This window comes from Polyangium mundeleinium (assembly GCF_028369105.1).
Lineage (GTDB): Bacteria > Myxococcota_A > Polyangia > Polyangiales > Polyangiaceae > Polyangium > Polyangium mundeleinium.
Genome location: NZ_JAQNDO010000001.1, coordinates 180897 through 202848, shown reverse-complemented (window position 1 = coordinate 202848; position 21952 = coordinate 180897). Strand labels below are relative to the sequence as shown.

Annotated in this window: 18 protein-coding genes; 10 read left to right on the top strand and 8 right to left on the bottom strand. The window is 69.8% G+C overall.

The annotated features are described in order from the left end of the window. The first annotated feature begins 445 nt into the window (after positions 1-445). The 4 genes from POL67_RS00875 (at position 446) to POL67_RS00860 (ending at position 5381) form a co-directional block, all read left to right on the top strand. Positions 446-2566 (top strand): hypothetical protein, encoded by a 2121-nt coding sequence (locus POL67_RS00875; RefSeq protein ID WP_271914465.1) that lies wholly within the window; start codon positions 446-448, stop codon positions 2564-2566. 128 nt (positions 2567-2694) lie between these two features. Continuing rightward, positions 2695-3042 (top strand): HU family DNA-binding protein, encoded by a 348-nt coding sequence (locus POL67_RS00870; protein WP_271914462.1) that lies wholly within the window; start codon positions 2695-2697, stop codon positions 3040-3042. Positions 3043-3130: 88 nt separating this feature from the next. Further along, positions 3131-4360: a tyrosine--tRNA ligase gene (tyrS, locus tag POL67_RS00865; protein ID WP_271914459.1), complete on the top strand. Its 1230-nt coding sequence runs from the start codon at positions 3131-3133 to the stop codon at positions 4358-4360. Then, positions 4308-5381 (top strand): hypothetical protein, encoded by a 1074-nt coding sequence (locus POL67_RS00860; RefSeq protein ID WP_271914456.1) that lies wholly within the window; start codon positions 4308-4310, stop codon positions 5379-5381. The genes tyrS and POL67_RS00860 overlap by 53 nt, the downstream gene beginning before the upstream one ends. A gap of 139 nt (positions 5382-5520) precedes the next feature. On the opposite strand, the gene POL67_RS00855 is transcribed toward POL67_RS00860, so the two are convergent. Beyond that, the gene (locus POL67_RS00855) at positions 5521-5697 is read right to left on the bottom strand and encodes a hypothetical protein (RefSeq protein ID WP_170228834.1); all 177 of its coding nucleotides are present in this window, start codon (positions 5695-5697) and stop codon (positions 5521-5523) included. A 98-nt stretch (positions 5698-5795) separates the two neighbouring features. On the opposite strand from POL67_RS00855, the gene POL67_RS00850 reads away from it, so the two are divergent. Further along, entirely contained in the window at positions 5796-6125 is a 330-nt protein-coding gene (locus POL67_RS00850) for a PilZ domain-containing protein (RefSeq protein WP_271914451.1), read from the top strand. Here POL67_RS00850 and POL67_RS00845 read toward each other — a convergent pair. After that, positions 6070-7635 (bottom strand): FG-GAP repeat protein, encoded by a 1566-nt coding sequence (locus tag POL67_RS00845; protein WP_271914449.1) that lies wholly within the window; start codon positions 7633-7635, stop codon positions 6070-6072. The two genes, POL67_RS00850 and POL67_RS00845, sit on opposite strands and share 56 nt — an antisense overlap. Positions 7636-7793: 158 nt before the next feature. Continuing rightward, complete coding sequence (locus POL67_RS00840; protein ID WP_271914447.1) at positions 7794-8399, bottom strand: 5-formyltetrahydrofolate cyclo-ligase; 606 nt, start codon at positions 8397-8399, stop codon at positions 7794-7796. Between the two features lie 96 nt (positions 8400-8495). Here POL67_RS00840 and POL67_RS00835 point away from each other — a divergent pair, with 96 nt between their 5' ends. The 3 genes from POL67_RS00835 to POL67_RS00825 are packed head-to-tail and all read left to right on the top strand — an operon-like array spanning position 8496 to position 11406. Then, on the top strand, positions 8496-9278 hold the full coding sequence (locus POL67_RS00835) for a glycosyltransferase family 2 protein (RefSeq protein ID WP_271914445.1): 783 nt from the start codon (positions 8496-8498) through the stop codon (positions 9276-9278). Between the two features lie 11 nt (positions 9279-9289). Further along, positions 9290-10756, top strand: a complete 1467-nt coding sequence (locus tag POL67_RS00830) for a C45 family autoproteolytic acyltransferase/hydrolase (RefSeq protein WP_271914443.1) — start codon at positions 9290-9292, stop codon at positions 10754-10756. Then, positions 10756-11406, top strand: coding sequence for a LolA family protein (locus tag POL67_RS00825; protein WP_271914440.1), 651 nt, complete (start codon positions 10756-10758; stop codon positions 11404-11406). Before POL67_RS00830 ends, POL67_RS00825 begins: the two co-directional genes overlap by 1 nt. A 9-nt stretch (positions 11407-11415) precedes the next feature. Here the strand turns inward: POL67_RS00825 and POL67_RS00820 are convergent, their stop codons facing one another. Next, positions 11416-12627 (bottom strand): PAS domain S-box protein, encoded by a 1212-nt coding sequence (locus POL67_RS00820; RefSeq protein WP_271914437.1) that lies wholly within the window; start codon positions 12625-12627, stop codon positions 11416-11418. 88 nt (positions 12628-12715) lie between these two features. Between POL67_RS00820 and POL67_RS00815 the strand changes: the two genes are divergently transcribed. After that, on the top strand, positions 12716-14935 hold the full coding sequence (locus POL67_RS00815; RefSeq protein WP_271914434.1) for an OmpA family protein: 2220 nt from the start codon (positions 12716-12718) through the stop codon (positions 14933-14935). On the opposite strand, the gene priA is transcribed toward POL67_RS00815, so the two are convergent. Continuing rightward, positions 14936-17206 (bottom strand): replication restart helicase PriA, encoded by a 2271-nt coding sequence (gene priA / locus POL67_RS00810; RefSeq protein ID WP_271914430.1) that lies wholly within the window; start codon positions 17204-17206, stop codon positions 14936-14938. Here priA and POL67_RS00805 point away from each other — a divergent pair. Then, the gene (locus tag POL67_RS00805; protein ID WP_271914426.1) at positions 17205-17579 is read left to right on the top strand and encodes a hypothetical protein; all 375 of its coding nucleotides are present in this window, start codon (positions 17205-17207) and stop codon (positions 17577-17579) included. The genes priA and POL67_RS00805 overlap by 2 nt on opposite strands. A 6-nt stretch (positions 17580-17585) precedes the next feature. Here POL67_RS00805 and POL67_RS00800 read toward each other — a convergent pair whose 3' ends face one another. From POL67_RS00800 to POL67_RS00790, 3 genes are all read right to left on the bottom strand, one after another. Then, on the bottom strand, positions 17586-19001 hold the full coding sequence (locus POL67_RS00800) for a serine/threonine-protein kinase (RefSeq protein ID WP_271914425.1): 1416 nt from the start codon (positions 18999-19001) through the stop codon (positions 17586-17588). 51 nt (positions 19002-19052) lie between these two features. Next, entirely contained in the window at positions 19053-20477 is a 1425-nt protein-coding gene (locus POL67_RS00795; protein ID WP_271914422.1) for a hypothetical protein, read from the bottom strand. A 288-nt stretch (positions 20478-20765) separates the two neighbouring features. Then, entirely contained in the window at positions 20766-21866 is a 1101-nt protein-coding gene (locus POL67_RS00790; protein WP_271914420.1) for a hypothetical protein, read from the bottom strand. Between the last annotated feature and the right edge of the window lie 86 nt (positions 21867-21952).

Here is a 21952-nt window from a genome sequence, read left to right as displayed (position 1 = left end):
TGAATCGGTCGGCGCGCCCGAAGACGGCTTTGGCGCAGCGCCACTCCGCACCCGGGACACGCGAACATGCCTCTGGCGCAGCGCCACTCCGTACCCGGAGCACGCCGACATGCCTTTGGCGCAGCGCCATTCCGCACCCGGAACACGCCGACATGCCTTTGGCGCAGCGCCACTCCGTACCCGGCGCACGCGCACATGCCTTTGGCGCAGCGCCACTCCGCACCCGGCGCACGCGCACATGCCTTTGGCGCAGCGCCACTCCGCACCCGGGACACGCGCACATGCCTTTGGCGTATCGCCAGGCCCTACCCACCCCGCCCGGACATGCTTTTGGCGTATCGCCAGACCCTGCCCGCCCCGCCCGGACCCCTCTTCGCGCCCGTGGATGTGAGAAAACTCGCTCCACGAACCCCTCGCTCCCCTTCTGGTTCCGAGACATCCCCCCGTGCGCTTCGGCCTCCCCCGTGACCCCGCGCAGATCGCCGCCCTCCTCGCCGCGCTGATCGCCCTCGCGTTCGCCCCGCGCATCGTTCGACCTGCAACCAAATCCCGCCTCTTCCTCGCCCTCGCCGCCCTCACGGCCGTTGCCCTCTCCGCCGCGTACGTCGCGCTCTACCTCCGCGGCGGACCTCGCATCATCGACGCCACGAGTTACTTCCTCGAAGCGCGCGCCCTCGCGGCGGGCCACCTCGCCTTCCCGCTCGACGAGCCCGTCGCCTCCACGCTCGGCCGCTTCCTCGTGCGCACGGATGGCCCCGACGGGCCCACCGCGGCCGTCCTCTTTCCGCCCGGGTATCCCGCGCTCCTCGCGCTCGGCTTCCTCGCCCACGCGCCCCTCGCGGTCGGCCCGCTCCTCGCCGCGACCCTCACGATCGCGACCTACGCCCTCGCCGCGCGTGCCCTCCCCGAAGGCACACCCGCCGCCGATCGCGTCGCGATCCCGCGCCTCGCGACCCTCTTCTCCGTCCTCTGCGCCGCGCTCCGCTACCACACGGCCGACACCATGTCGCACGGCCTCGCCGCGCTCTGCGTCACGAGCGCGCTCGCCCTCGCGCTCTCGGCCGTGCGTGCGCTCGAAGCCGGAGAGCGCGCCCTTCTCCCCGCGCTCGGCGCAGGCTTTTTTGCAGGCTGGCTTGCCGCGACGCGCCCTCCCTCCGCGCTCGCCCTCCTCCTCGCGCTCACCTTCCTCGTCGTCACGACGCGCAGCGCCACGGCACGCGCGTCCCGCAGCTCGCGCCTCACCGCCCTCGCGCTCCTCGCCCTCGGCGCGCTCCCTGGCCTCGGCTTGCTCCTCGCCCATCAACACGCGGCCACCGGGGAGCTCTTCACCTCGTCGCAGCGCCTCTATTACGCGCTCTCGGACGGCCCGCCTGGTTGCTTTCGGTACGGCTTCGGCGCCTCGATCGGTTGCCTCGGCGAGCACGGCGACTTCGTTCAGCACAACCTCCCGCACGGCTACGGTGCTTACGCCGCTGCCGCGACCACGCTTCGCCGCCTCAAGCAGCACCTCGTCGACGCCGGCAACGCCGAGCCCTTCACGCTCCTCGTCCTTTTCGGCGCGATCCTCGCCGCGCGCCTCCCGCGCGCGCGCCTGCTCCCGATCGCCGTCGCCCTCCAGATCGCCGCGTACGTCCCCTTCTACTTCGACGGCAACTACCCCGGCGGCGGCGCGCGCTTCTATGCCGACGTCCTCCCGCTCGAACACATCCTCGCCGCGCTCGCCGTCGCGCACCTCGCCGCGCGCGGAAAAGATTTCGGCCGCGCGTCACGCCGCGTCGCGGCGCTCGTCGCGCTCGTCCCGCTCGGCTTCGCCTTCCGCGCCGGCTTCGATCACGCCTTGCTGCGCGATCGTGAAGCCGGCCTCCCGATGTTCGAGCCGGCCCGCCTCGCGAGCCTCCCCGCACGTGCGCTCGTGTTCGTCGACACCGACCACGGCTTCAACCTCGCCTACGACCCTTGGACCTCGAACGAACGAACCATCGCCCGTCATCGCGGCGACGCCTTCGATCGCTTCGCCTGGGAGGCGCACGGCCGTCCTCCTGCGTACCGCTACCTCTTCCCGATCCCGCCCGACGGCGAGGCGCCCCCCTCCACGCCGCACCTCGTCCCGTACTCGTTTGATCTCCAAGCGCCGATCGCCCTCGAAGGCGAAAACCTCTGGCCCGCGCTCGCACAACAAGACGCCTGGGCCTTGCCCGCCTGGGCCACGGACGCCTGCGCCTCGGAGCGCCGCTGGCTCTCCGTCACGCCCGCCGATCCCACAAAAAGCGGCGCTGTCTCCCTCGCCCTCCCCGCGCCCTTCCTCGCCGGCCGCCGCGTCGCGCCGCGCCTCGCCGTCCTCGGCCCCGCCTCCGTCACCGTCTCGCTCGTCGTCGACGGAGACACGTTGCACACCCACGCGCTCGACCCCGCCGCGGCCCCGCATCCGCCCTGCGTCACGCTCCCGGCCTTCTCGATCCCGCGCGCGGCGCGATCCGTCGCGCTCACGCTGCGCCTCGGCCCGCAGCCCGCGCATTCGCATGTCGCGCTGGACCGCTTGGATTTCTTCGAGAACGAAAGTCGTTGACGCTGAGCGTCCAGGGTGCGAGGGGTGTCCTAAGTTCCTGGAATCGTAAGTCGTATCCGTCCAGGCGTCACACAGGTCGGGAGGGACGTAGGGACGGGGGGCGGCGTGACGGCCGCCGAGGGGTGTCCATGACAAAGAGCGAGCTCATCGACGCGATCGCGGGCCGTGGCGAGCTCACCAAGGCGCGCGCCGAGCTTGTGGTCAACTGCATCTTCGATGCGATGACCGAGGCGCTCCAACGCGGCGAAGGCATCGAGATCCGCGGCTTTGGAAGCTTCACGGTCCGCCCGTACAAGCCCTACAGCGGCCGAAACCCGCGCACGGGTCAGCCCGTCCCGGTGCCCGCCAAGCGCCTGCCCTTCTTCAAGGTCGGCAAGGAGCTGAAGGAGCTGGTCAACCAGAGCCGCGCCTTCGCGATCACCGGCGGCAAGGACGACGAGGACGACGAGGACGACGAGGACGACGAGGACGAATGATCGCCCCGGCCAGGCGAAGCGCCTCTCTGCGCGCCTCTCCGGCCGCGTGACGCTTGCGCCCGGCGCGCCGTCCGGCAAAGTTCGCCCCATGCTTTCCGCCGAGCGTCAACTGGAGGAGTTGTGCCGGGGCGTCGTGGACTTCCACGTCCGCGCCGAACTCGAAGAGCGCCTGAAGGAGGGCCGGCCGCTGCGCATCAAGGCCGGCTTCGACCCCACGCGTCCAGACCTGCACCTCGGGCACACCGTGCTCATGCAGAAGATGCGGCAGTTCCAGGAGCTCGGGCACCAGGTCATCTTCCTCGTCGGCGACTTCACGGCGATGGTCGGTGACCCCACGGGCAAGAGCGAGTCCCGCCCGCGTCTGACGCGCGAAGAGGTCCGCGCCGCCGCCGAGACCTACCAGGCGCAGGCGTTCAAGATCCTCGACAAGGACAAGACCGAGGTCCGCTACAACTCCGAGTGGCTCGGCAAGCTCTCGCCCTTCGAGATCGTCGAGCTCGGCGCGAAGTACACCGTCGCGCGCATGCTCGAGCGCGACGACTTCTCGAAGCGCTTCGACGGCAACGTGCCGATCCACATCCACGAGTTCCTCTACCCGCTGCTCCAGGCCTACGACTCGGTCGTGCTGGAGAACGACGTCGAGCTCGGCGGCACCGACCAGCTCTTCAACCTGCTCGTCGGCCGCGACCTCATGCCGCGTTACGGCAAGCGCGCGCAGATCGTGATGACCACGCCGATCCTCGAAGGCACGAACGCGCGCGTCGAGAGCGGCAAGGTCGTCGGCATGAAGATGTCGAAGAGCGCGAACAACTACGTCGGCGTGAGCGAGCCGCCCTTCGAGATGTTGCAGAAGCTCATGCTCGTCGATGACCAGGTGATCTGGCGCTACATGGAGCTGCTCTCGTCGCGATCGAACCAGGAGATCGCCGAGCTGCGCGAGGACGTGCGCGCCGGGCAACGCAACATCGTCGAGTTGAAGGAGCTCTTCGCGAAGGAGGTCGTGACGCGCTTCCACGACGCCGCGGCCGCCGACGCCGCGCTCGAACGGCGCCGCAGCGTGGCCGCCGGCGGCGTGCCCGACGACATCGAGGAGATCAAGGTCGCCGCCGAGGCCGAGTCGCTCTGGATCGCCAAGGCCTTGTCGCTGGCGGGCCTCGTGAAGTCGACGAACGAGGGGCTTCGGCTCGTGAAGAGCGGCGCCGTCCACCTCGACGGCGAGGTCGTGCGCGACGAGCAACAGAAGCTCGAGCGGGGCCGGAGGTATCTTGTCCGCGTCGGATCGAAGAACCGCAAGTTCGCGCACCTCGTCGTCGGCTGACGCCACGGATCCGGGGCGGCGCGCCTTCCTCGCCGCCACGCTCGCCGCGCTCGCCTCGGCCTTCGCCGGCTGCGGCGCGCCCGCGCCCGTCACGAAGCCCGCCACGCCCGAGCCGCCGCTCGCCGTCCCCTCGCTCGACGGCCTCTTGCCCCTCGCAGGCCTGCGCTGGGTCGTGCTCGTGCATCCCCACGAGATCACCTCGATCCCGTGGCTCGTCCCCTTCGTCGGCACCGTCATCTCCGAGGCGCGCTTCAACCGCTTCGCGAAAGGCACCGCCGTCGATCTTCGCCGGACGCCCGAGGCCGTCGTCGCGTCCTACGCGACGAACGAGGGCGACGCGACCGTCGAGATCCTCCGCCACACGAGCGACACGCGCGCCGTCGAGCGCGCCTTCCGCGACCGCCTCAGCGGAGGCGCCACGCGCGCCGTCGACCGCCCCGACCTCGTCCGCGTCTCCGGCAAGATCGGGCGCGGGGCGCACGCCTTCGCCGCGATCGGCCCCGACGTCGTCTGCTTCCAGCAAGCGGGCTCGATCCAGCGGGGCCCTTGCCGGATCGCCTCCCTCTTCGCGCGCGGCGCCCTCTCCCGCGCCACGCGCGCCTTCGCCGATCCGTCCTTGCGTGCGCTCGCCGAGCGCCTCGGCCCGGCGCCTGCCCGCGCGTTCGCGCTCGGCCCGTTCGAGGGCGAGCTCGCGCGGGGCGCGCGGGGCCTGCTCGCCGCGGCCACCGCGATCGGCGCGGCGGCGAGGCCGAGCGCGCGCGAGGGCATCTTGCTCTCCATCGCCGTCGCCGGCGACTTCTCCCGCACCGGCGAGGCGGCCTCCGAGGAGCTCGCGGCGTCGTGGCGGGACCTCGCGCAGGGCTCGTTTGGCCGTCTGCTCGGCCTCGACGTCCCCGCGACGGCGCCGCTGCCGACGCACGCGCCCGACGCCGTGGCGATCGCGGTCGAGCTCGATCCGAAGAAGCTCGCGAAGGGGCTCGCGGACGCGACCTCGAACGAGATCGATCAAATCATGCGATGAGGCGCGGCGCGCCCTAGCAGCCTGTGGAATTATCGTCGCGAGCGCCCCGAAGCTAGGGCGACGGAGCGAGGAATCCTGAAGGATTTCGAGCGATGTCGACCGACGATTCGGGGCGCGCAGCAGATAAGTCCACAGGCTGCTAGCGTCGCCCCTTGAAGCCCATCATCCCTTGCACGACGGCCTCGCTCTCCTCGGCGATCGCGCCTTCCTGGGCGACGCGGTCGGCGCAGTCCTCGCACATCTTCTTCTTCTTGGTCCCGACCTTCACGGTCTTCAGCTCGTCGACCTCGTTCTCGCACTCGCGGCACGTGGGCATTCCGGATCCTCCTCGACGCCGATCCTAGCCCGCGCTCGGGCGACGGCAAAAAGTTGGCCCGGTCGATCTTCTTCCCGTATCGCGGCAGACGGACCTTCATGGAACGACGGATCGGCCCTCGCGCGCTCTGCGACTATCCCCTGGTTGCCATCGTGGATGGTCATCGCCACGCGTGCCGCGCCGTCGACCTCTCGGTGAGCGGGCTCGTCTTCGAAACACCGCGGACCCTCGTGGATCGGGAGCTCAGCATGATCACCGCGTTCGAGCTGGACGTCGGCGCGGGCCGACCGATTCGCCTGCGCGGCCGCCCGATCTGGATGAAAGACCGGCTGCAGGCGATTCGGTTCGTCTCCATGAATGACGCCGACCGGCTCACCCTCGCCGAGCAGCTCGATCGGAAGAAGATCCTCGGCGACCCCTTGCATTGAGGCGCGAGCGCCGGCGCCCGCCGACGAACGCCATCCCGAGCGCCATCATCGCCGCCATCAGCCCCCGCGTCTCCTCGCTCCCGCCCGCGGCGGTGCACGCGCCGCATCCGCCCGTCATCATCGCGCTGTCGTCGCCGATGGTCGCCTGGTTCGGACGTGCGCCCGCGCCGCCCGCGCCGCCGACGCCGTCGAATCCGCCGGCGCCGCCCATTCCACCGGCGCCGTTCGCCCCCGAGGCGATCAGCGCCCCGAACGTATACACCGAGCCGGCATTCTCGCCCTTGTCGTTATCGTCGCCCGGCGCGCCGACGATCGCCGTGCCTTCGGAGAGCGCGACCGCGATGCCGAAGAAATCGCCGTCGGCCCCGTCCGACGCGAGGAGCCGGTGATCCGGGACCCACACGTCACTCTCGCGCACGAATACGTAGGCCGACCCTGCGCCCGTGACGTTGGGCCCGCTGAGATAGGTCCCCACGAGCGCCACGTCGCCCGCGACCGACGTCGCCATTCCGAACCTGCCGAACTTCTCCGGCGCGGAGGGGACGAGCTTCTGCTGCGCGCTCCACACGTTGTCCACCCGCGAAAAGACATAGGCCGCGCCGCCGTCCTCGGCGACGTCGTCGTCTCCCGTCGCGCCCACGAGCGTCGTGTCTCCCGAGATCGCCACGGAAGCTCCGAAATAATCTTGCTCGCCCGCGTCGTCCGCCACGAGAATCTGTTCGAGCGGCCAGGCGCCCTCTGCGCGGTCGAAGACGTACGCCGCGCCGACCGAGACCGGCATACCGGCGTTGTCCCGCGGCGCCCCGACGACGGCGGCGTTCGCCGAGAGCGCGACCGCGGAGCCGAAATGGCTCGGCGCCCCGTCCGCCGGCAAGAGCTTCTTTTGCAGGCCCCACATGGTTCCGGACCCGTCGCGAACGAAGACGTACGCCGCGCCGGAATCGAAGCCGAGCCCGTCCTCGCGGCTGGCCCCGACAAGCACGAGGTTGCCTGAAATCGCCACCGACGTGCCGAACGAACCAATGAACTCCGGATTCGGCGAGACGAGCTTCTGCTGCTCCTTCCATGCGTCGCCTTCGCGCACGAAGATGTACGCCGCGCCCGCGTTTTCGGCCGGGTCGTCCTCGTTCGGCGCGCCGATGATCGCGATATCGCCCGAAACCGCAACGGCGTAGCCGAATCCATCCGTCGCCTCTGCATCGGAGGCCACGATCTTCTGCTGCGGGAGCCAGACGTTGTCTTTTCGCACGAAGACCTGCGCGGCGCCGGCGTTCTCGGCGATCCCATCGTCGGAGTGCGCCCCGACGATCGCGATATCTCCGTCGATGGCGACGGACACGCCAAACTCCGCCTCTTTCGTCCCCTCGGGCGCCACGAGCTTGGCGCCCTCTTTCCATTCCAGCGAATCGACCGCCACTCCGGTGCGCTCGAACCCGTCGGCCCCGCATCCGGCGCAGAGCCACAAAAGCGGGACGAGCCCGCAGCACAGCACGGAAGAATTGGTGCGCATGTGTTCCCCCCGCATCGCGCGCGGGCGCTCCGCGCGTGATTCCTGGAAATCAAAACGCGCTAGGTTTACACCACGCAGCGCGCGGGACCACCCGACTCGCCGGATTCACCGAAGATCGTGGCGCGCGCCCTCCCCATTCCGCCGAAGACGTCCGCGCCTCAGACCTCGATCACACGCTCGTCCGTCACCACGACCGGCAGCGGCACGTCCCCCTCCGTCACCGGCACCTCCGATAACACCTGAAAATCGTACACCACGCCAATCGCCACGCCCGGCGGGCAGAATCGCGGAATGGTTCGATCGTAATACCCCGCCCCATACCCGATCCGGTTCCCCTCCCCGTCCACGCCGAGCGCCGGCACCACCACCACGTCGACCTCCCCGGCCTCCGGATCCGTGAGCAGCGGCTCCTGAAAGCCGAGCCCGTGCTCCTCCATGGCCGCGGGATCGGCCGGGATGCGGAACGTCATCACGCGCGTCTCCGGGTGGATCGAGGGAAATGCCACGCGCACGCCCCGCCCCCGAAGCTCCGCGACGAGCGGCCGGAGGTCCACCTCGCCGCGCTTCACGATCGGCCAGAAAAGCGCGACCGTCCGCGCCCCGACGACCTCCGGCCTCCCGAGGAGCCCCGCCCGAATTTTGCCCGATCGCTCGGCGAGCGACTCACGCGGGATCGAGTTCCGGAGCGCCCGCATCCGCTGCCGCAGCACGCCCTTCGCGCGGTAACGCAGCACCCGCATCGCCTCGGGATCGAAGTCTTCCATCGCCGCCACCCTACCCCGAACGTCCCCCCCACGCACGCCGGTGTCCTGCGCAGCGCTCCCCGAGGCGCGCTTGGCGTGGTAACGGTTCTCGAACCGATGCGTCCTTGCGCGATCATCCCCGCTTATCAGGCCGCCCGCACCGTCGCCGAGGTCGTCCGCGCCACGCGCGCCCTCTGGCCCGAGCCCTCCGCGGTCTTCGTCGTCGATGACGGCTCCACAGACGGCACCGCCGACCTCGCCCGCGCGGCCGGCGCCACCGTCCTCTCGCACCCCAACAATCGCGGCAAGGGCGCGGCCCTCCGCACCGGCATGATGCACGCCCTGCGGCGCGGCTTCGACGTCGCCGTCACGCTCGACGCCGACGCCCAGCATCCGCCGGCCGAGGCGCATCGCATCGCCTTCGTCGACCCCGACCCGCGCGCCCTCGTCCTCGGCGTGCGTGACCTCGTCCGCGCCGGCGCGCCGCGCGCGAACCAGATGTCGAACCGCATCTCGAACCTTTTCCTTTCGCTCTTCAGCGGCCGCCCGCTCGCCGACACGCAATGTGGCCTGCGCCGGTATCCCCTCCAGACCACGCTCTCGCTCGGCGCCCGGGACGAGGGGTATGCGTTCGAGGCCGAGATCATCCTCCGCGCCATTGCCGCGGGCGTCCGGATCGTCGAGGTCCCCATGGACGTCGTGTATCCGCCGGAGGACGAGCGCCTCACCCATTTCCACAGCGTGCGCGACCCGGCGCGCATCGTCTTCCGCGTCGTCAGCACCCTCGCCGAATCGAGGCTCGCCCCCGCCACGATTCCCCCGGCGACCCCGCCTGCGCCCTCGGCCAAACCCTCGCGGCCCTCGCGGGACACGTCGCTCGAAAGCGCCCAGGAGCACTGATTCGAGGCGCCGTGACCGAAGAAGGCCCGAAGACCCCCGCCCCGAGGCCGCGTGCGCGCTGGAAACGGCGCCTCCTCGTGGCGTTCGTCCTCCTCGTCGTCGTTCCGAGCCTCGCCCACGTCTCCATCCTCGCCGGCACGCGGATCGAGCCCCCCGCCATTGCCCAGGCGACCGGCGAGGCCGTGGAGGCGCGCCCCGGCCTGCGGGTCCTCGGCCCTGCGTATGCCCGAAAGCGCGGCGCGATCCTCGAAGTCCGCCTCGCCGGCACGCCCGAGGAGATCGGCCACCAGCATTCGCGCCTCCTCTACCGCGAAATGGTCGAGAACGAGGGCACGCTCTACGACCAGTTCAGCCATTACGTCCCTGTCCCGCCCTTGCGCTGGCTGCTCGTCGACCTGAGCCGCCTCGAATTCCGCCACGTCGACCAGGGAATGCAGGACGAACGCCGCCGCGAGATCGCCGCCCAGGCCCGCGGCTTCTCGCCCGACCCGTACGACGGCTTCCTCTCGACCTACCATCGCTTCGTCTTTTTGCATTCCCTCTACGACATCGCCCTCTCGTTCGAGCATTCGCCGCTCATCGGCTGCACGAGCTTCGCCCTCGGCGACGGCGCCTTCGAGGACGGCCACACCGTCCTCGCCCGCAATTTCGATTTCGAGGCCGGCAGCATCTTCGACACGGGCAAGGCCGTCTTCCTCGTCCGCGAGCAAGACCGCATTCCGTATGCCTCCGTCGCCTGGCCCGGCCTCATCGGCGCCGTCAGCGGCATGAACGCCGAGGGCCTCGCGCTCGTCGTCCACGGCGCCCGCGCCCGCGAGCCTCGCAACGTCGGCGAGCCCGTCGTCCACACCACACGCGACCTCCTCGGCCGCGCCCGCACCACCGCCGAGGCCATCGACCTGCTCCGCGATCGGTCCCCCATGGTCTCGCACATGATCATGCTCACCGACGCCAAGGGCGACGTCGCGATCGTCGAGCGCGCCCCGGGCGAGCCGATCCACGTCCGTCGTGGACGCGGAAAAGTCCCGCTCACGAACCACCTCGAAGGCCCGCTCGCGGGCGACCCCGCGAACAAACGCGTCGAGACCACGACGTCCACGCACCCGCGCCGCGAGCGCCTCGACGAGCTCCTCTCGAATCTCCCGCCGGCCGCGTCCGTCGAACACGTGATGGGCGTTCTGCGCGACAAAAAAGGCCTCGGCGGGGTGGACCTCCCGATCGGCCACCGCCGCTCCCTCGACGCCCTCATCGCCACGCACGCCGTCGTCATGGACACGACGGCGCGTGTCCTTTGGGTCAGCGAAGGCCCGCACCTGCTCGGCCGTTTCGTGCGCTTCGACGTCGCCCGGCTCCTCGAATCGAGCTACGAACCGAAGGACGACGAGCCGCTCGTCACCGCCCCCGAGGACCCGCTGTATCGGTCCCCGGCCTACGAAACCTGGGAAAAGGCGGGCAAGCCGCATCATGGAGAGCTCTGATGGACCGACGTGATTTCTTGCGAAATGCCTTCGCCGCCTCGGGCGCGCTCCTCGTCCCCGCGTCGTATTCCGCCGAGGCCCATGCCGATGAGGTCTCCGAGGCCCTCGGCCGGATCACGAAGGCGCGCGCGGATCTCAAGACGCTCGTCGGCCCCTTCGAGCAAGAGCGCACGATTGGCCTGCTCGCGACGGCCGTGAAGAGCGCCGGCGAGATGACTTTGGTTCGCCCCGACCGATTGCGCTGGGAGCTCTTGCCCCCGGACGCGGTCACGTACTGGGTCGGCCCGGAAGGGTTTTCCTTTGCGACCCCGCGCGGCGCGGCGAGCGTCGGCAAGGCCGCGGCGGGCCGGTTCGGCGCGGTGCTCGGTGATCTCCTGATCTTCATGGGCGGCGACCTGGAAAAACTCCGCGCCCGTTACGACCTCAGCATCCCCAGCAAAAAAGACGGAATCACCCTCCGCGCCGTCCCGCGCGCCGAGGACGTGAAAAAACACGTCAAGCGACTCGAAATGCGCCTCGGCATCGAGCTCTGGACGATCAGCGAGGTCACGATCGAGGAGCAGACCGGCGACCAGAGCGTCATTCGATTCGGCAAGCTGAAGCGCGACGTCGCCGTCGACCCGGCGAAGATGACGCCGCCGAAGAGCTGACGAACCCCCTCAGTGCCGCGCGAACCTCCGCGCCGCCGCGAGTCCATCCCGCAACGTTGCTTTCGTCGTGATGCTGCCGAGCTCCCAATGGAGCTCCACCAACGTGCGGGCCGCGGATGGCCCGAGGCCCGTGAGCACGACGCGCGCACCGAGCAACCCCACCGCCTTCGTCACGCCCACGAGCGCCTCTGCGACGGCCGCGTCCACCGACGGCACGCCCGTCACGTCGAGAATGGCGACCTCGGCCGCGTGCGTCACCACGCCGTCGAGCAGCGCCGCCATCATTTGCTCGGCCCGCGCGTGGTCCACGTTCCCCACGAGCGGCATCAGCAAGACCCCGTTGCCGAGCGGCACGAGCGGCGTGGAGATTTCCCGGAGCATCTCCCGCTGCGCGCGAATGGTCTCCTCCTGCGCGGCCGCCGCCTGCGCCGCCCGCTCCGCCGCGAGCCGCTCCGTCACGTCCGTCAGCACCGCCTGCGATCGGACCACATTGCCTGCCTCGTCCCGGTCGACGATCGCCGAGAGCATCACGTCGAGCAGCGACCCATCCTTGCGGACGAACTGATACAGCACGTTGTCACATCGGCCTGCCTTGAAAAACGCGGGCAGGACGACCTCGCGCGCATACCGAGCCGACTCCGGCGTCAAGAACTCCGTCGAGCGCTTCCCGATCACCTCGTCGCGCGTGTACCCGAGCGCCTCGATCCATCGATCATTGACCGCGCTGAGCCGGCCTTGGGCGTCGATCGAATGCATGATGGCCGGCAAATGGCTGAACAGCCATTCGTGATGCGACTCCACGTGCGCGAGCGTGCGGCGCGTCTCCGCGAGGACCTCGACCGATTGCCTCGCGAGGGACGCGGCGACACGCTCCGCGACCTCCTCCACAAAATCGGCCGCCGCGCCGGCGATCTCGGGCCCGCTCGACGCGACGACGTGACGAACGAAGGCGCGTCGGACCACGCCGAGCGCGAAGAGCGCACCATCGAGCGTGGTCCCCATGCTTTCCAGAGATTCACGCAACGTCGCGGAGAGAGCCTCCGGATCGCCGTCCTCGAACCCCCGGAGCATTCCGTCCACGATCGGCACGAGGCTCGAAACGGGGGCGTTCGTCTCTCCCCGCTGGGCGGGGTCTTCGAGGTCCCGGCGCGCCTCTTCCAGCAGAGCTTCACGCCGGGAACGCAGGGCGACGAGCACGGCGGAAGGCAGCGGATACAGCATGAGCCGGGCGGTTATAGGGCGGGCTTGGCCGTTTGAAAACCGTCTTTTGATCCCGAAAGACTTCGAATTCGTAGTAGGCTGGCGACCCATGCGCGCTCCCTCGCTCTCGTTACGGGCGCTCCTGTTCGCCCCTCTTCTCCTTCTCTCGGCCTGCACCACGCCGCTCGCCCACGGCCCTTCGAAGGGCCTGCGCCTACGCCATGTCGTCCTCTACCAGAATGGCCTCGGCTACTTCGAGCGCACCGGCGAGATGTCCTCGGACAAACTCGCGCTTCGGTTCCGCGAGCGTGAGGTCGACGATGTCCTGAAGAGCGTGGTCGTCGTCGAGGAGGGGCTCGGCCCGAACGAGACGCCCTCGACCGTCAGCGCGCATTTGCCGCGCTCGGGCCGCGGCGCCTCGCCCGAGGAGGCGACCGAGCTCGAGCTCGTCTTCTCCCCGCGCCCGTCGCGCCCCGTCTCCATTGCGTACGCCGTCCCCACGGCCGCCTGGAAAGCCACGTATCGCATCATCCTCCCGACGAAGGAGCAAAAGGACCGCCGCGCGCTCCTGCAAGCCTGGGCGCTCATCGACAACGTCGGCGATGAAGACTGGAACGACGTACGCGTCACGCTCGCCACGGGCGCGCCGCTCTCGTACAGCTCCGATCTCCGCTCGCCCACGATGATCGAGCGGCCCGAGCTCAAGGGCATTTACGGCCCGCAGGGCGGCGCCGTGGGCCCCGTCCTCGCCGAGAACGTCGCCGCCCGCGACACGGACGCGGACGGCGTCCCCGATCGCGAGGACGTCTGTCCCAACGAGCGCGGCACCGTGCATACCGATCCCGCGCGCACCGGCTGCCCCTCGCACGTGCGCGTGAGCTCGACCGAGATCCACGTCCTCACGCAGGTTCTCTTCGACAAGGGCTCCGATACCGTGAAGCCGACGAGCCAGGTGCTCCTCGACCAGGTCGCGCAGGCGCTCCTGGAAAACCCGGTGATCGCGCTCCTCGAAATCGAAGGACACACCTCGACGGACGAGACGAAATCGCTCGATCTCGCGACGCGACGCGCCGCGGCCGTCCGGTCCGCGCTGGTCAAGCGGGGCGTGCCCCCCATCCGGCTCTCGATGCGCTCGTATGGCGCGGACCGGCCCGTGGACAGCAATGCGACGGAGCAGGGACGCGCGAAAAACAGGCGCGTCGCATTCCGCGTCGCTGAGCAGGTCCGGCGAGAGGCCACGCAAACCACGACGGGAACGTTCTCGCCGATCACGACGGAGGCGCTCGCGCGCGTGCCCGAGGGCGCGGGCCGCATCGACGCTTCGAGCGGGAGTTATCGGTACGAGATCGCGAATCCCGTCACCCTCGCGAAAAAGTCGTCGGCGCTGATCACGCTCATCAATCGACCGATGAGCGGCGACGACGTCCTCCTCTATCGCCCCGACCCCGCAGCCCCGCAAAGCTCGACGCATCCTTTCCGCGCGGCCGAGATCGAAAACAAGAGCGACATCGGCCTGCAACCCGGCTCGGTCTCGATCTTCTCGGGCGGCACGTTCGTCGGCGAGGGCGTGATCACGCGCCTCCTCCCGGGCGAACGCTCGACCATTCCCTACGCCATCGACGATTCGACGCGCGTCTCGCAAGCCCGGATCTCGCTCGACGAACCCGTGCGCATCGTGGCCCTCGCGCGCGGCGTCCTGCGCGTCACGGACCGGCAGCGGCTCGTGACCACCTACGACGTGGAGCCCGGCCACAACGTGCCGAATACGCTCGTGCTCCGGCACCCGAGGACGTTCGGTTACGAGCCGGTCGTGCTGCCCGAGGGCACCGAAAAGACCCCCGACGCTTACCTCATCCGCGTCGCGCTCACGCCGCACAAGCCTACGAAAATCGCCATCGAGGAGGCGCGCCCCGTCGAGCGGCAATGGCTCGTCCTCACGGCCGACGGCGAGCGGCTCGCGCTCTACCTGAAAGGCTCGGCGCTCCCGGAGGGCACGCAGAAACGAATGGCCCGCATCGTCGAGCTCCGCCGCACCCTCGGCGCCGCGAACGACGAGCTCGGTCGATTGCGCGAAAAGCGGCAGGAGGCGACCGATCGCGCCGTGGAGCTCCGCGAGAACGTGAAGGCGATCGAAAAGACGCCCCAGGCCGACAAACTCCGCAAGATGCTGCTCGAACGGCTCGAAAGCGTGACGAAGGCCGGCGACGAGCTCGCCGTGAAAATCACCCAGCGCAGCGACGACGCGGCCATCGCCCGCGCCGAGCTCGACGACGCCGTGCGCGACCTCGTCATCGAGGAGGACGCGAAGGCGGACGGCGGAAAACCCTGATCAGAGCATCGCCACGGGATCGACGTCCACGACGACTCGCACGCGCCGATCGATCTCCGGGATCGCCGCCGCCGCCACCGCGGTCGCGGCCCGGAGCGCGCGGCGATCCTTGGAGCGCAAAAGAACACGGAATCGATACCGGCCTCGCAGGCGCGCGAGCGGCGCCGCCGCGGGGCCGAGGACCTCGACCACGCGCGATTGTCCTTCCGGCGAGGTCTTCGCGTGCGCCGCGATCACGCCCGCCGCGCGCCGCGCCGCCTCCTCGTCGAGCGCGTCGACCCGGAAGAGCGACAAACGCGAGAACGGCGGATAGCCGACCTCCGCCCGATCGGCGAGCTCGTGCTCCAGGAACGCGTTCACGTCGTGCCGCTTCGCGAATTGCACCGCAGGCTGCTCGGGATTGCGCGTCTGGATGATCACCCGGCCCGGACGATCCCGCCTCCCCGCGCGCCCCGCGACCTGCACGAGGAGCTGAAACCCACGCTCCGACGCGCGAAAATCCGGCAAGGAGAGCGCCGCGTCCGCATTGAGCACGCCGACGAGCGTCACGTTGCCGAGGTCGTGCCCCTTCGTGACCATTTGCGTGCCCACGAGCACGTCGATCTCGCCCGCCCGCATTTTCGCGAGGATCGCCTCCGCCTTCGCGCCGTCGGCCACGTCCCGATCGAGCCGCGCCACGCGCGCCGTGGGAAACGCCTCCGCGATCGTCTCCTCCAGCCGCTCGGTCCCGAGCCCTTCGAGCGCGAGCGAGGGCGCCCTGCATTCCGAGCACGCCGCGGGCATCGGCCCTTCCCAGTCGCAATAATGGCACCGCATGCGCCCGCCCCGCGCCCGGTGAAACGTGAGCGCCACCGAGCAGGCGAGGCACGTCGCCACGTGCCCGCACGACTCGCACACGACGCTCGGCGCGAACCCGCGTCGATTGAGGAACAGGATCACCTGCTCCCCCGCCGCGAGCGTCTTTTCGATGGCTCGGTGGAGCGGCAACGAAATGAGCTTGTTCCCCGTCGCCCCCGGCCCGATCCGCCGCAGATCGACGGTCGTCACCTCGGGCAACGTCGCCTCCCGGTGCGCGCGGTCGGGCAGGCGTAGCTCGGTCAGTTTGCCCTGCCGCACGAGGTGCACCGATTCGAGCGAGGGCGTCGCTGATCCGAGCACGGCCACAGCCGCGGCGCGGTGCGCCCGCAGCAAAGCCATGTCGCGGGCGTGATACCGCACGCCCTCCTCCTGCTTGAACGAGCCGTCGTGCTCCTCGTCCACGAGGATGAGCCCGAGGTTCGCGACGGGCGCGAAAATCGCCGAACGCGCCCCGATCGCCACGCGCACCGTCCCCGTCCGCACGCGTTTCCACATCGCGTGCCGATCCGCCTCCGACAAACCGCTGTGCAAGACGGCGAGATCATCCCCGAACCGCGCCCGGAACCGCGCCACGAGCTGCGGCGTGAGCGCGATTTCGGGCACCATCACGATCGCGCCCCGCCCCCGCGCGAGGCAACCCGCGATCGCCCGCAGATAGACCTCGGTTTTTCCGGACCCCGTGACGCCGAAAAGCAAAAACGCTGACGACTTCGCTTCCGCGAGGGCCGCCTCGATGCGCGCTTCGGCCGCGCTTTGCGCCTCGTTCAACTCCGGCGGCTCGTCGCGTGGCTCGGGACTCGCGAAAAACGCGTCGCGCGGCGGCTCCCGCTCCTCGGTCACCACGAGCCCGAGCGAGGCGAGCTTCTTCACCGCGGCCCGCGCATTGCCGAATTTTTCTTCGAGCCGCGCGATCGGCATTTCCCCGTTCGACCGCAAAAGCGCCAGCACCGACGCGGCTTGCCCGCGAAGAACCCCCGGCTCCTCCACCGCATCCGTCGGCCGCGCATACGCAATCTTGCGCCCGCCCACCTGCTTCACGCGCGAGAGCGTGCCCGGGAGCTCGCCCTGCGCTTCGAGCGTGCGCACGTCCTCGCGCTCGACGGCCGGGAGCGCGAGCCGGAGCACCTCGCCGATCGGCGCGAAATAATACGACGAGAGCTCGCGCAAAAACGAGAGCAGCTCCGGCGGCAGGACCGGCTCGGGATCCACGACCGCCGTGATGGGCTTGAGCCGCACGCCCTCGGGCGCCGCGCCCTCGGACGTCGCGAGGACCACGCCGAGGACCTTCTTTCGACCAAACTCGACGAGCACCCGCGCGCCCGGACGAACCGAGGCGGCGAGCGCGAGCGGGACCTCGTAGGAGAAGGCCCGAGCGAGCGGGACGGGGACGGCGACCTCGCAGAGGAGGGGCATGGATGCCGGAGAGGTATCAGGTTTTCGGAGGTCGTGCACCCAGGAGGGCGCGCGGGCCCGTCCACGCGCGGATCGTGATAACGACGCCCGCGCCGAGCGGCCGCGCGTCCGATTCAGCTTCGTATGCCCCGCGCGCTGGGAGACGCTCGCCCCGACGGAGGACCCATCGGTGCGCTTTTGCGGCCAATGCCAGGAGCGCGTCTATTTCTGCGAAAGCAGCCGTGTCGCGGCAGTGCACGCCCGGGCTGGCGATTGCATCGCCGTCCCCCGCGAGCTCAGCGACACGGACCTCCACTTGAGCAAGCGCGGCGTGCTCGGAAGGCCGGATCCCCTCGGCAACTGGGCCCGCGACCTGTTCCCCGACGACGAGTGATCCGCGTCAGCCGCCCGAGGTGAGCTGGAGCATCACGAGCCCGGCCACCATCGCCGCCGCGAGCAACAAGATCGCGCCCGCATAACCGCCCTCCGACGCCTCGCGCGGCGCAACCTTCACCGGCCCGTTGCTTTGCCCCTGCGCTTTCAACGCCTTGCGCCGCTTCTTCGCGAGCCGCTTTTCCCGCTCCGCCGGATCGAGCGGCCTCGTCTGCCGCACGCCGCTCGGCGGGGCGTCCACGATCGATTCCTTTCGCGGCACCACGCGCTGCGTGGGCGGCGTCGGCGTGTGGTTCGCGTTTTTCTCGGCCGCATTGCCGTTCGCGGGCCGCGCGCGCTTGCCAATCGGCGTGATCACCGCGACCGGGCCGCGCTCGATCGCCTCGATCGCGCGCTGCCGCGCCCGCCGCTCGGAGATCACTTCCTTGCCGAAATGCTGCGTGAGCCACGCCCCGAACTGGTTCGAGCTCGCCAGCATCCGCGTCTTCGCGGCGTACGCTTCGAGGTCGCACAGCATCGCCGCGGCCGTGGGATATCGCTCGTCCGTCTCCGTGGCGAGCGCACGCCGCACGATGCCGAAGAGTTCGTCCTCCTCTGGCAAACCTCGGCTCGGGAGCTCCGGGATCTCCGCCCTGCGCGAAGCTTGAAGCAGCGTCTCCCCGGGCTGCGCCTTGTAAAGACGCTTCCCCGCGAGCAGCTCCCACAGAATGATCCCGACCGCGAAGACGTCCGAGGTCGCGGTGAGCTCCTCACCCCGCGCCTGCTCCGGGCTCATGTAGCCGGCTTTGCCCTGGAACGCCGTATCCACGCCGCTCACCGTGCCTGCCTGCGCGATCCCGAAATCGCAGAGCTTGACCTCCCCGTCGAAGCTCACGAGCACGTTCGCCGGCGAAACGTCGCGGTGCACGATTCCGAGCGGCGCGCCGGCCTCGTCCTTCCATCGATGCGCGGAATCGAGGCCACGCAGGACGTCGCCCACGAGCAGGAGCGAATACGCGACCGGAAAGGGCACCTTCGCCGCAGCAGCGCGGCGCAAAAGCTCGCGCAGATCGAACCCCTCGACGTACTCCATCGCGAGGTAGAGGCTCTCGCCGTCACGCCCGAGATCGTAAACCTCGACGACGTTTTTGTGGCGGAGCAGGCTCGTGATTCGGGCCTCCTCGGCGAGCATCTCCGCCATGCGCGCGTCGTGCGCGAGCTCGGGCAGGACCTCCTTGATGACGCAGAGGCGATGCCCACCAAGCTCGGTCTTGCGGCGGGCGAGATACACGTTCGCCATGCCGCCGTAGCCGATCCGCTCGAAGAGCGTGTACGGGCCGAGCTTGCAGGGCAGCCGCCGGCTCGCGCGCTGCTTCCGGCGCGAGGACGGAACGGCGGAGGGCGGGGGCGTGGGGGTCGGTTGGGCAGCGAGCGCGGCGGTCACGACACGTCCCCCATGCCAGAGGGCCGGGGGACGGGCCAAGAAACCGCAGGACTAAAACAGGACTTCGCGCCGGGCCGACTGCGGCACGCTGCGGGTGTTCTTGTTGCTGCCGAAGACGATGAACGGCTCGTCGCGCGCCGGACCGGTCAAGCGCTCGTAAATGGCGTCGAGCGAGAGAATGAGGCTCGCGCTGAGCGTGGCGTCGGGGCCATACAAGGGATTGCGCCGCTTGCCGTTGAGGCCAATCTGCGTACTGGCGTTGCCGTAATCGATCGAAAAACCCCACTCCGCGGCGGGGAAGTAGCTCACGCCAACGCCAAAGCTCGTCGTGTACCGCGTCGTCGTGGGGTTCTCGACGCGGGCCGGGTCGGCGCACCCCGTCGAGATCCTCACGCACTCGCTCACCTGGGGCTGGTTGAGGAACGAATACTGGAGGCCGCCGCTCACGAAAATCCAGAGCGTGTGGTCGAAGAGCTTCTCGTCGAAGAAGAGGAACGCGCCGGTGCGCAAGCTGTTCGTGTCGATCGAGCCGCCCGTGAGCTGGTCCGACATCGACACGGTCCCCTGGAGCGTCTGCCGCGGCCGCTGGATGTCCGGGTTCGTCGGGACCGTCGCCCGCGTGAACTGGTGGTCCCAGCGCACGCTCGCACCGACGAGGAAATTCTTCAAGAACTCCGCGTCCTTGCCCCGCAGCGGAATCTGCCCGAAGAGCGACACGCGCGGCGAGGTCGTCACGTAGACCCCACGATCGTACGAGAGCTTCGACGTCGGCAAAAGGACGGTGCCGTTCGCCGCCATGCTGAGCCCCCATTCCTCGTTCGCGCTCTTCCAGAGCGGCTTCGAAAAAATGCCCTGAATGGGTAGATCGCGGAAGAGCGGCTCGCGCTTCGTCGAGGTGAAATCGCTGTTCGTCAGCTCGACGTCGAAGCCGGGCGCCGTCTGCACGCGGAACGAATACCCGCGCGGCTTGCCGTCGGGCAGCTTCGGCTCGAGGACGAAGTAGTTCAGCACGAGGCCGAAGCCCATCGAGACCTGCTCGCCCTCGCTGCCGATGTTGTCACGACCGAGCCCGAGCGCCGTGGTCGTCGCGTTCGTACCAAAGTTGAAGTTCGTGCCGCGCCACCGCACGCGCGCCGGGGCCGTCTTGGGCGTTACGCCCGCATCCGCGCCGGGCCCCGGGGGCGTGAGCGTGGTCGCCTGACCCGGGGCCGGCGGCGGAGGCGGCGGCGGGTTGAGCGGCGTCGTGGTGTTGCCGGTGAGATAAGGCGGGAGCGCGACGGGCGGCGGCGGCTCGGGCGTCCCGGCCGGGTCCCCCGGAGGAGGCGGAGGCGGCGGCGCATCCGGGTTCGGGGAGGGAGGCGGCGCGGGCGCGTCGGCCTGATCCGCGCCTGCGGCCGGTGCCGGCTGCGCCAGCGCCGAAGCCTGCCCGAAGAGCCCCACGCCGAGGGCAAAGACGATCCCGAGACGATGCTTCATGCCGTGCTTCTCCACGATCTACCGAGCGCCCTCGCCGCCGGTGCCGACGCCCCGAGGGACTCGGTTGCGTCTCACACCTGGCCCCCGGCGTCAATGACGGGGGGAGGAGGACCGACGGAACCAAGGCAGGAACCGTACCGAAGCCGAAGGAGCCGCGATCCACGCATTTTGCCGCGAAAACAGCGCCGCGGTCGGGAGCGGGGGCGGGGGATCGTTACGGTCTTGACGAGGGGGGCCGTCGCGATGCTGACGAGCCGGGAGCGAGGGCGTGGGCAGGCTCGCCGAACGTCAGCAGGGGCAGAGGAAGTAGGGGACCGAGACGCTGCGGACCGCGAAGCCGCTCGGGCCCTTGCGAAGGACCGATTGGTAGCCGAGCAAGGAGGGCGACCCGTCCCGATCGAGGTGGACGAGGGTGCTCGGGAGGAAGTCGTCCGCGCCCTCGTACAGCTTCACGAATCGGGCGTCCTTGGCGGACCCGCCTTCGAGCTTCCAGAGCGCCGTGAGTTTCCCGCGAAACTCGCTGCAAATTTCGCCGGCATCGGCGTCGAGCCACACGTACGTCGCGCCCTCGCCCGAAAACACCTTTACGGTGGGGGTCGCGCCGTTGTGCTGCTCCCAGGGGACGTCGGGCGTCTGGATGCCCGAGCCCTGGTAACTCTCGTCGATCTCGGCATACCCCGCGAGGTTTCGCATCTCGGCGGCGGCGCGCGTCGCGAGCGCGACCGGCGCGTCCTTCACCGTGAACGGGTGCGCCTGGGGGAGATCACGGTCGCGCGCGAACATCGCGTCCTTGCAATCGCCCTGCACGTCGCCGAGCTCCGCGACGAGCGAACGGCCGCCCTCGGCCATGCTCCACGCCTCCTCGGCAATCTGCTCGGCATTCGCGGGCGGGATCGGCGTCCCGTCGTAATCCTCGCCCTTCCATTGCTGACGAACATTGTACTCCGGCTCCACCCGGCTGATCAGGCTGATCGGGCCGAGCTTGCCCTCGCACACGGCGCCCTGGGGCCCATACAGACGAACGGGTGCACCCATACGCCGAACGAGCGACGCCGGGAGCGCAGTGGGCACGATTTCGCGACGCGTGACGACGGGTGATTCGTCGGAGACGAGGGTCGGCGCGCCCTGGGCCCAGCGATCGACGTCCGGGCTGGCGTCGAGGACGACGTACGTCTTCCCATGCTCGACGAGGACGTGCGCAAAGAGGCTGGGATCGATCTCGCCCGCCATCCCGGGGGCTTTGTCGGTCGCGGGCGCCGAGGGCGCGGGCGCGGGCGACACGACGGCGGAGGGCTCGACGCTGGGGATTTTGACGAGGGCCTCGCGCTTCGAGCAACCGACGGCGGACACGACGAGCAGAAGAGCAGCGAGAGCGGAACCGAGACGCATGACGAAGCCTCCGGGCACGGTACCATCAGGATCCGTGCCGGGCCTCGTTTTCAGGGAAATGGCGGTGCTCGCAGGATCCCGCCCCG

What these genes read in the sequence shown, in the direction of transcription:
- POL67_RS00845 (WP_271914449.1), bottom strand. Translation starts at nt 7,635, where the DNA reads ATGCGCACCAATTCTTCCGTGCTGTGCTGCGGGCTCGTCCCGCTTTTG.
- POL67_RS00805 (WP_271914426.1), top strand. Translation starts at nt 17,205, where the DNA reads ATGGATGCCGGAGAGGTATCAGGTTTTCGGAGGTCGTGCACCCAGGAG.
- POL67_RS00835 (WP_271914445.1), top strand. Translation starts at nt 8,496, where the DNA reads ATGCGTCCTTGCGCGATCATCCCCGCTTATCAGGCCGCCCGCACCGTC.
- POL67_RS00825 (WP_271914440.1), top strand. Translation starts at nt 10,756, where the DNA reads ATGGACCGACGTGATTTCTTGCGAAATGCCTTCGCCGCCTCGGGCGCG.
- tyrS (WP_271914459.1), top strand. Translation starts at nt 3,131, where the DNA reads ATGCTTTCCGCCGAGCGTCAACTGGAGGAGTTGTGCCGGGGCGTCGTG.
- POL67_RS00795 (WP_271914422.1), bottom strand. Translation starts at nt 20,477, where the DNA reads ATGAAGCATCGTCTCGGGATCGTCTTTGCCCTCGGCGTGGGGCTCTTC.
- POL67_RS00855 (WP_170228834.1), bottom strand. Translation starts at nt 5,697, where the DNA reads ATGCCCACGTGCCGCGAGTGCGAGAACGAGGTCGACGAGCTGAAGACC.
- POL67_RS00840 (WP_271914447.1), bottom strand. Translation starts at nt 8,399, where the DNA reads ATGGAAGACTTCGATCCCGAGGCGATGCGGGTGCTGCGTTACCGCGCG.
- POL67_RS00790 (WP_271914420.1), bottom strand. Translation starts at nt 21,866, where the DNA reads ATGCGTCTCGGTTCCGCTCTCGCTGCTCTTCTGCTCGTCGTGTCCGCC.
- POL67_RS00870 (WP_271914462.1), top strand. Translation starts at nt 2,695, where the DNA reads ATGACAAAGAGCGAGCTCATCGACGCGATCGCGGGCCGTGGCGAGCTC.
- POL67_RS00850 (WP_271914451.1), top strand. Translation starts at nt 5,796, where the DNA reads ATGGAACGACGGATCGGCCCTCGCGCGCTCTGCGACTATCCCCTGGTT.
- POL67_RS00815 (WP_271914434.1), top strand. Translation starts at nt 12,716, where the DNA reads ATGCGCGCTCCCTCGCTCTCGTTACGGGCGCTCCTGTTCGCCCCTCTT.
- POL67_RS00820 (WP_271914437.1), bottom strand. Translation starts at nt 12,627, where the DNA reads ATGCTGTATCCGCTGCCTTCCGCCGTGCTCGTCGCCCTGCGTTCCCGG.
- priA (WP_271914430.1), bottom strand. Translation starts at nt 17,206, where the DNA reads ATGCCCCTCCTCTGCGAGGTCGCCGTCCCCGTCCCGCTCGCTCGGGCC.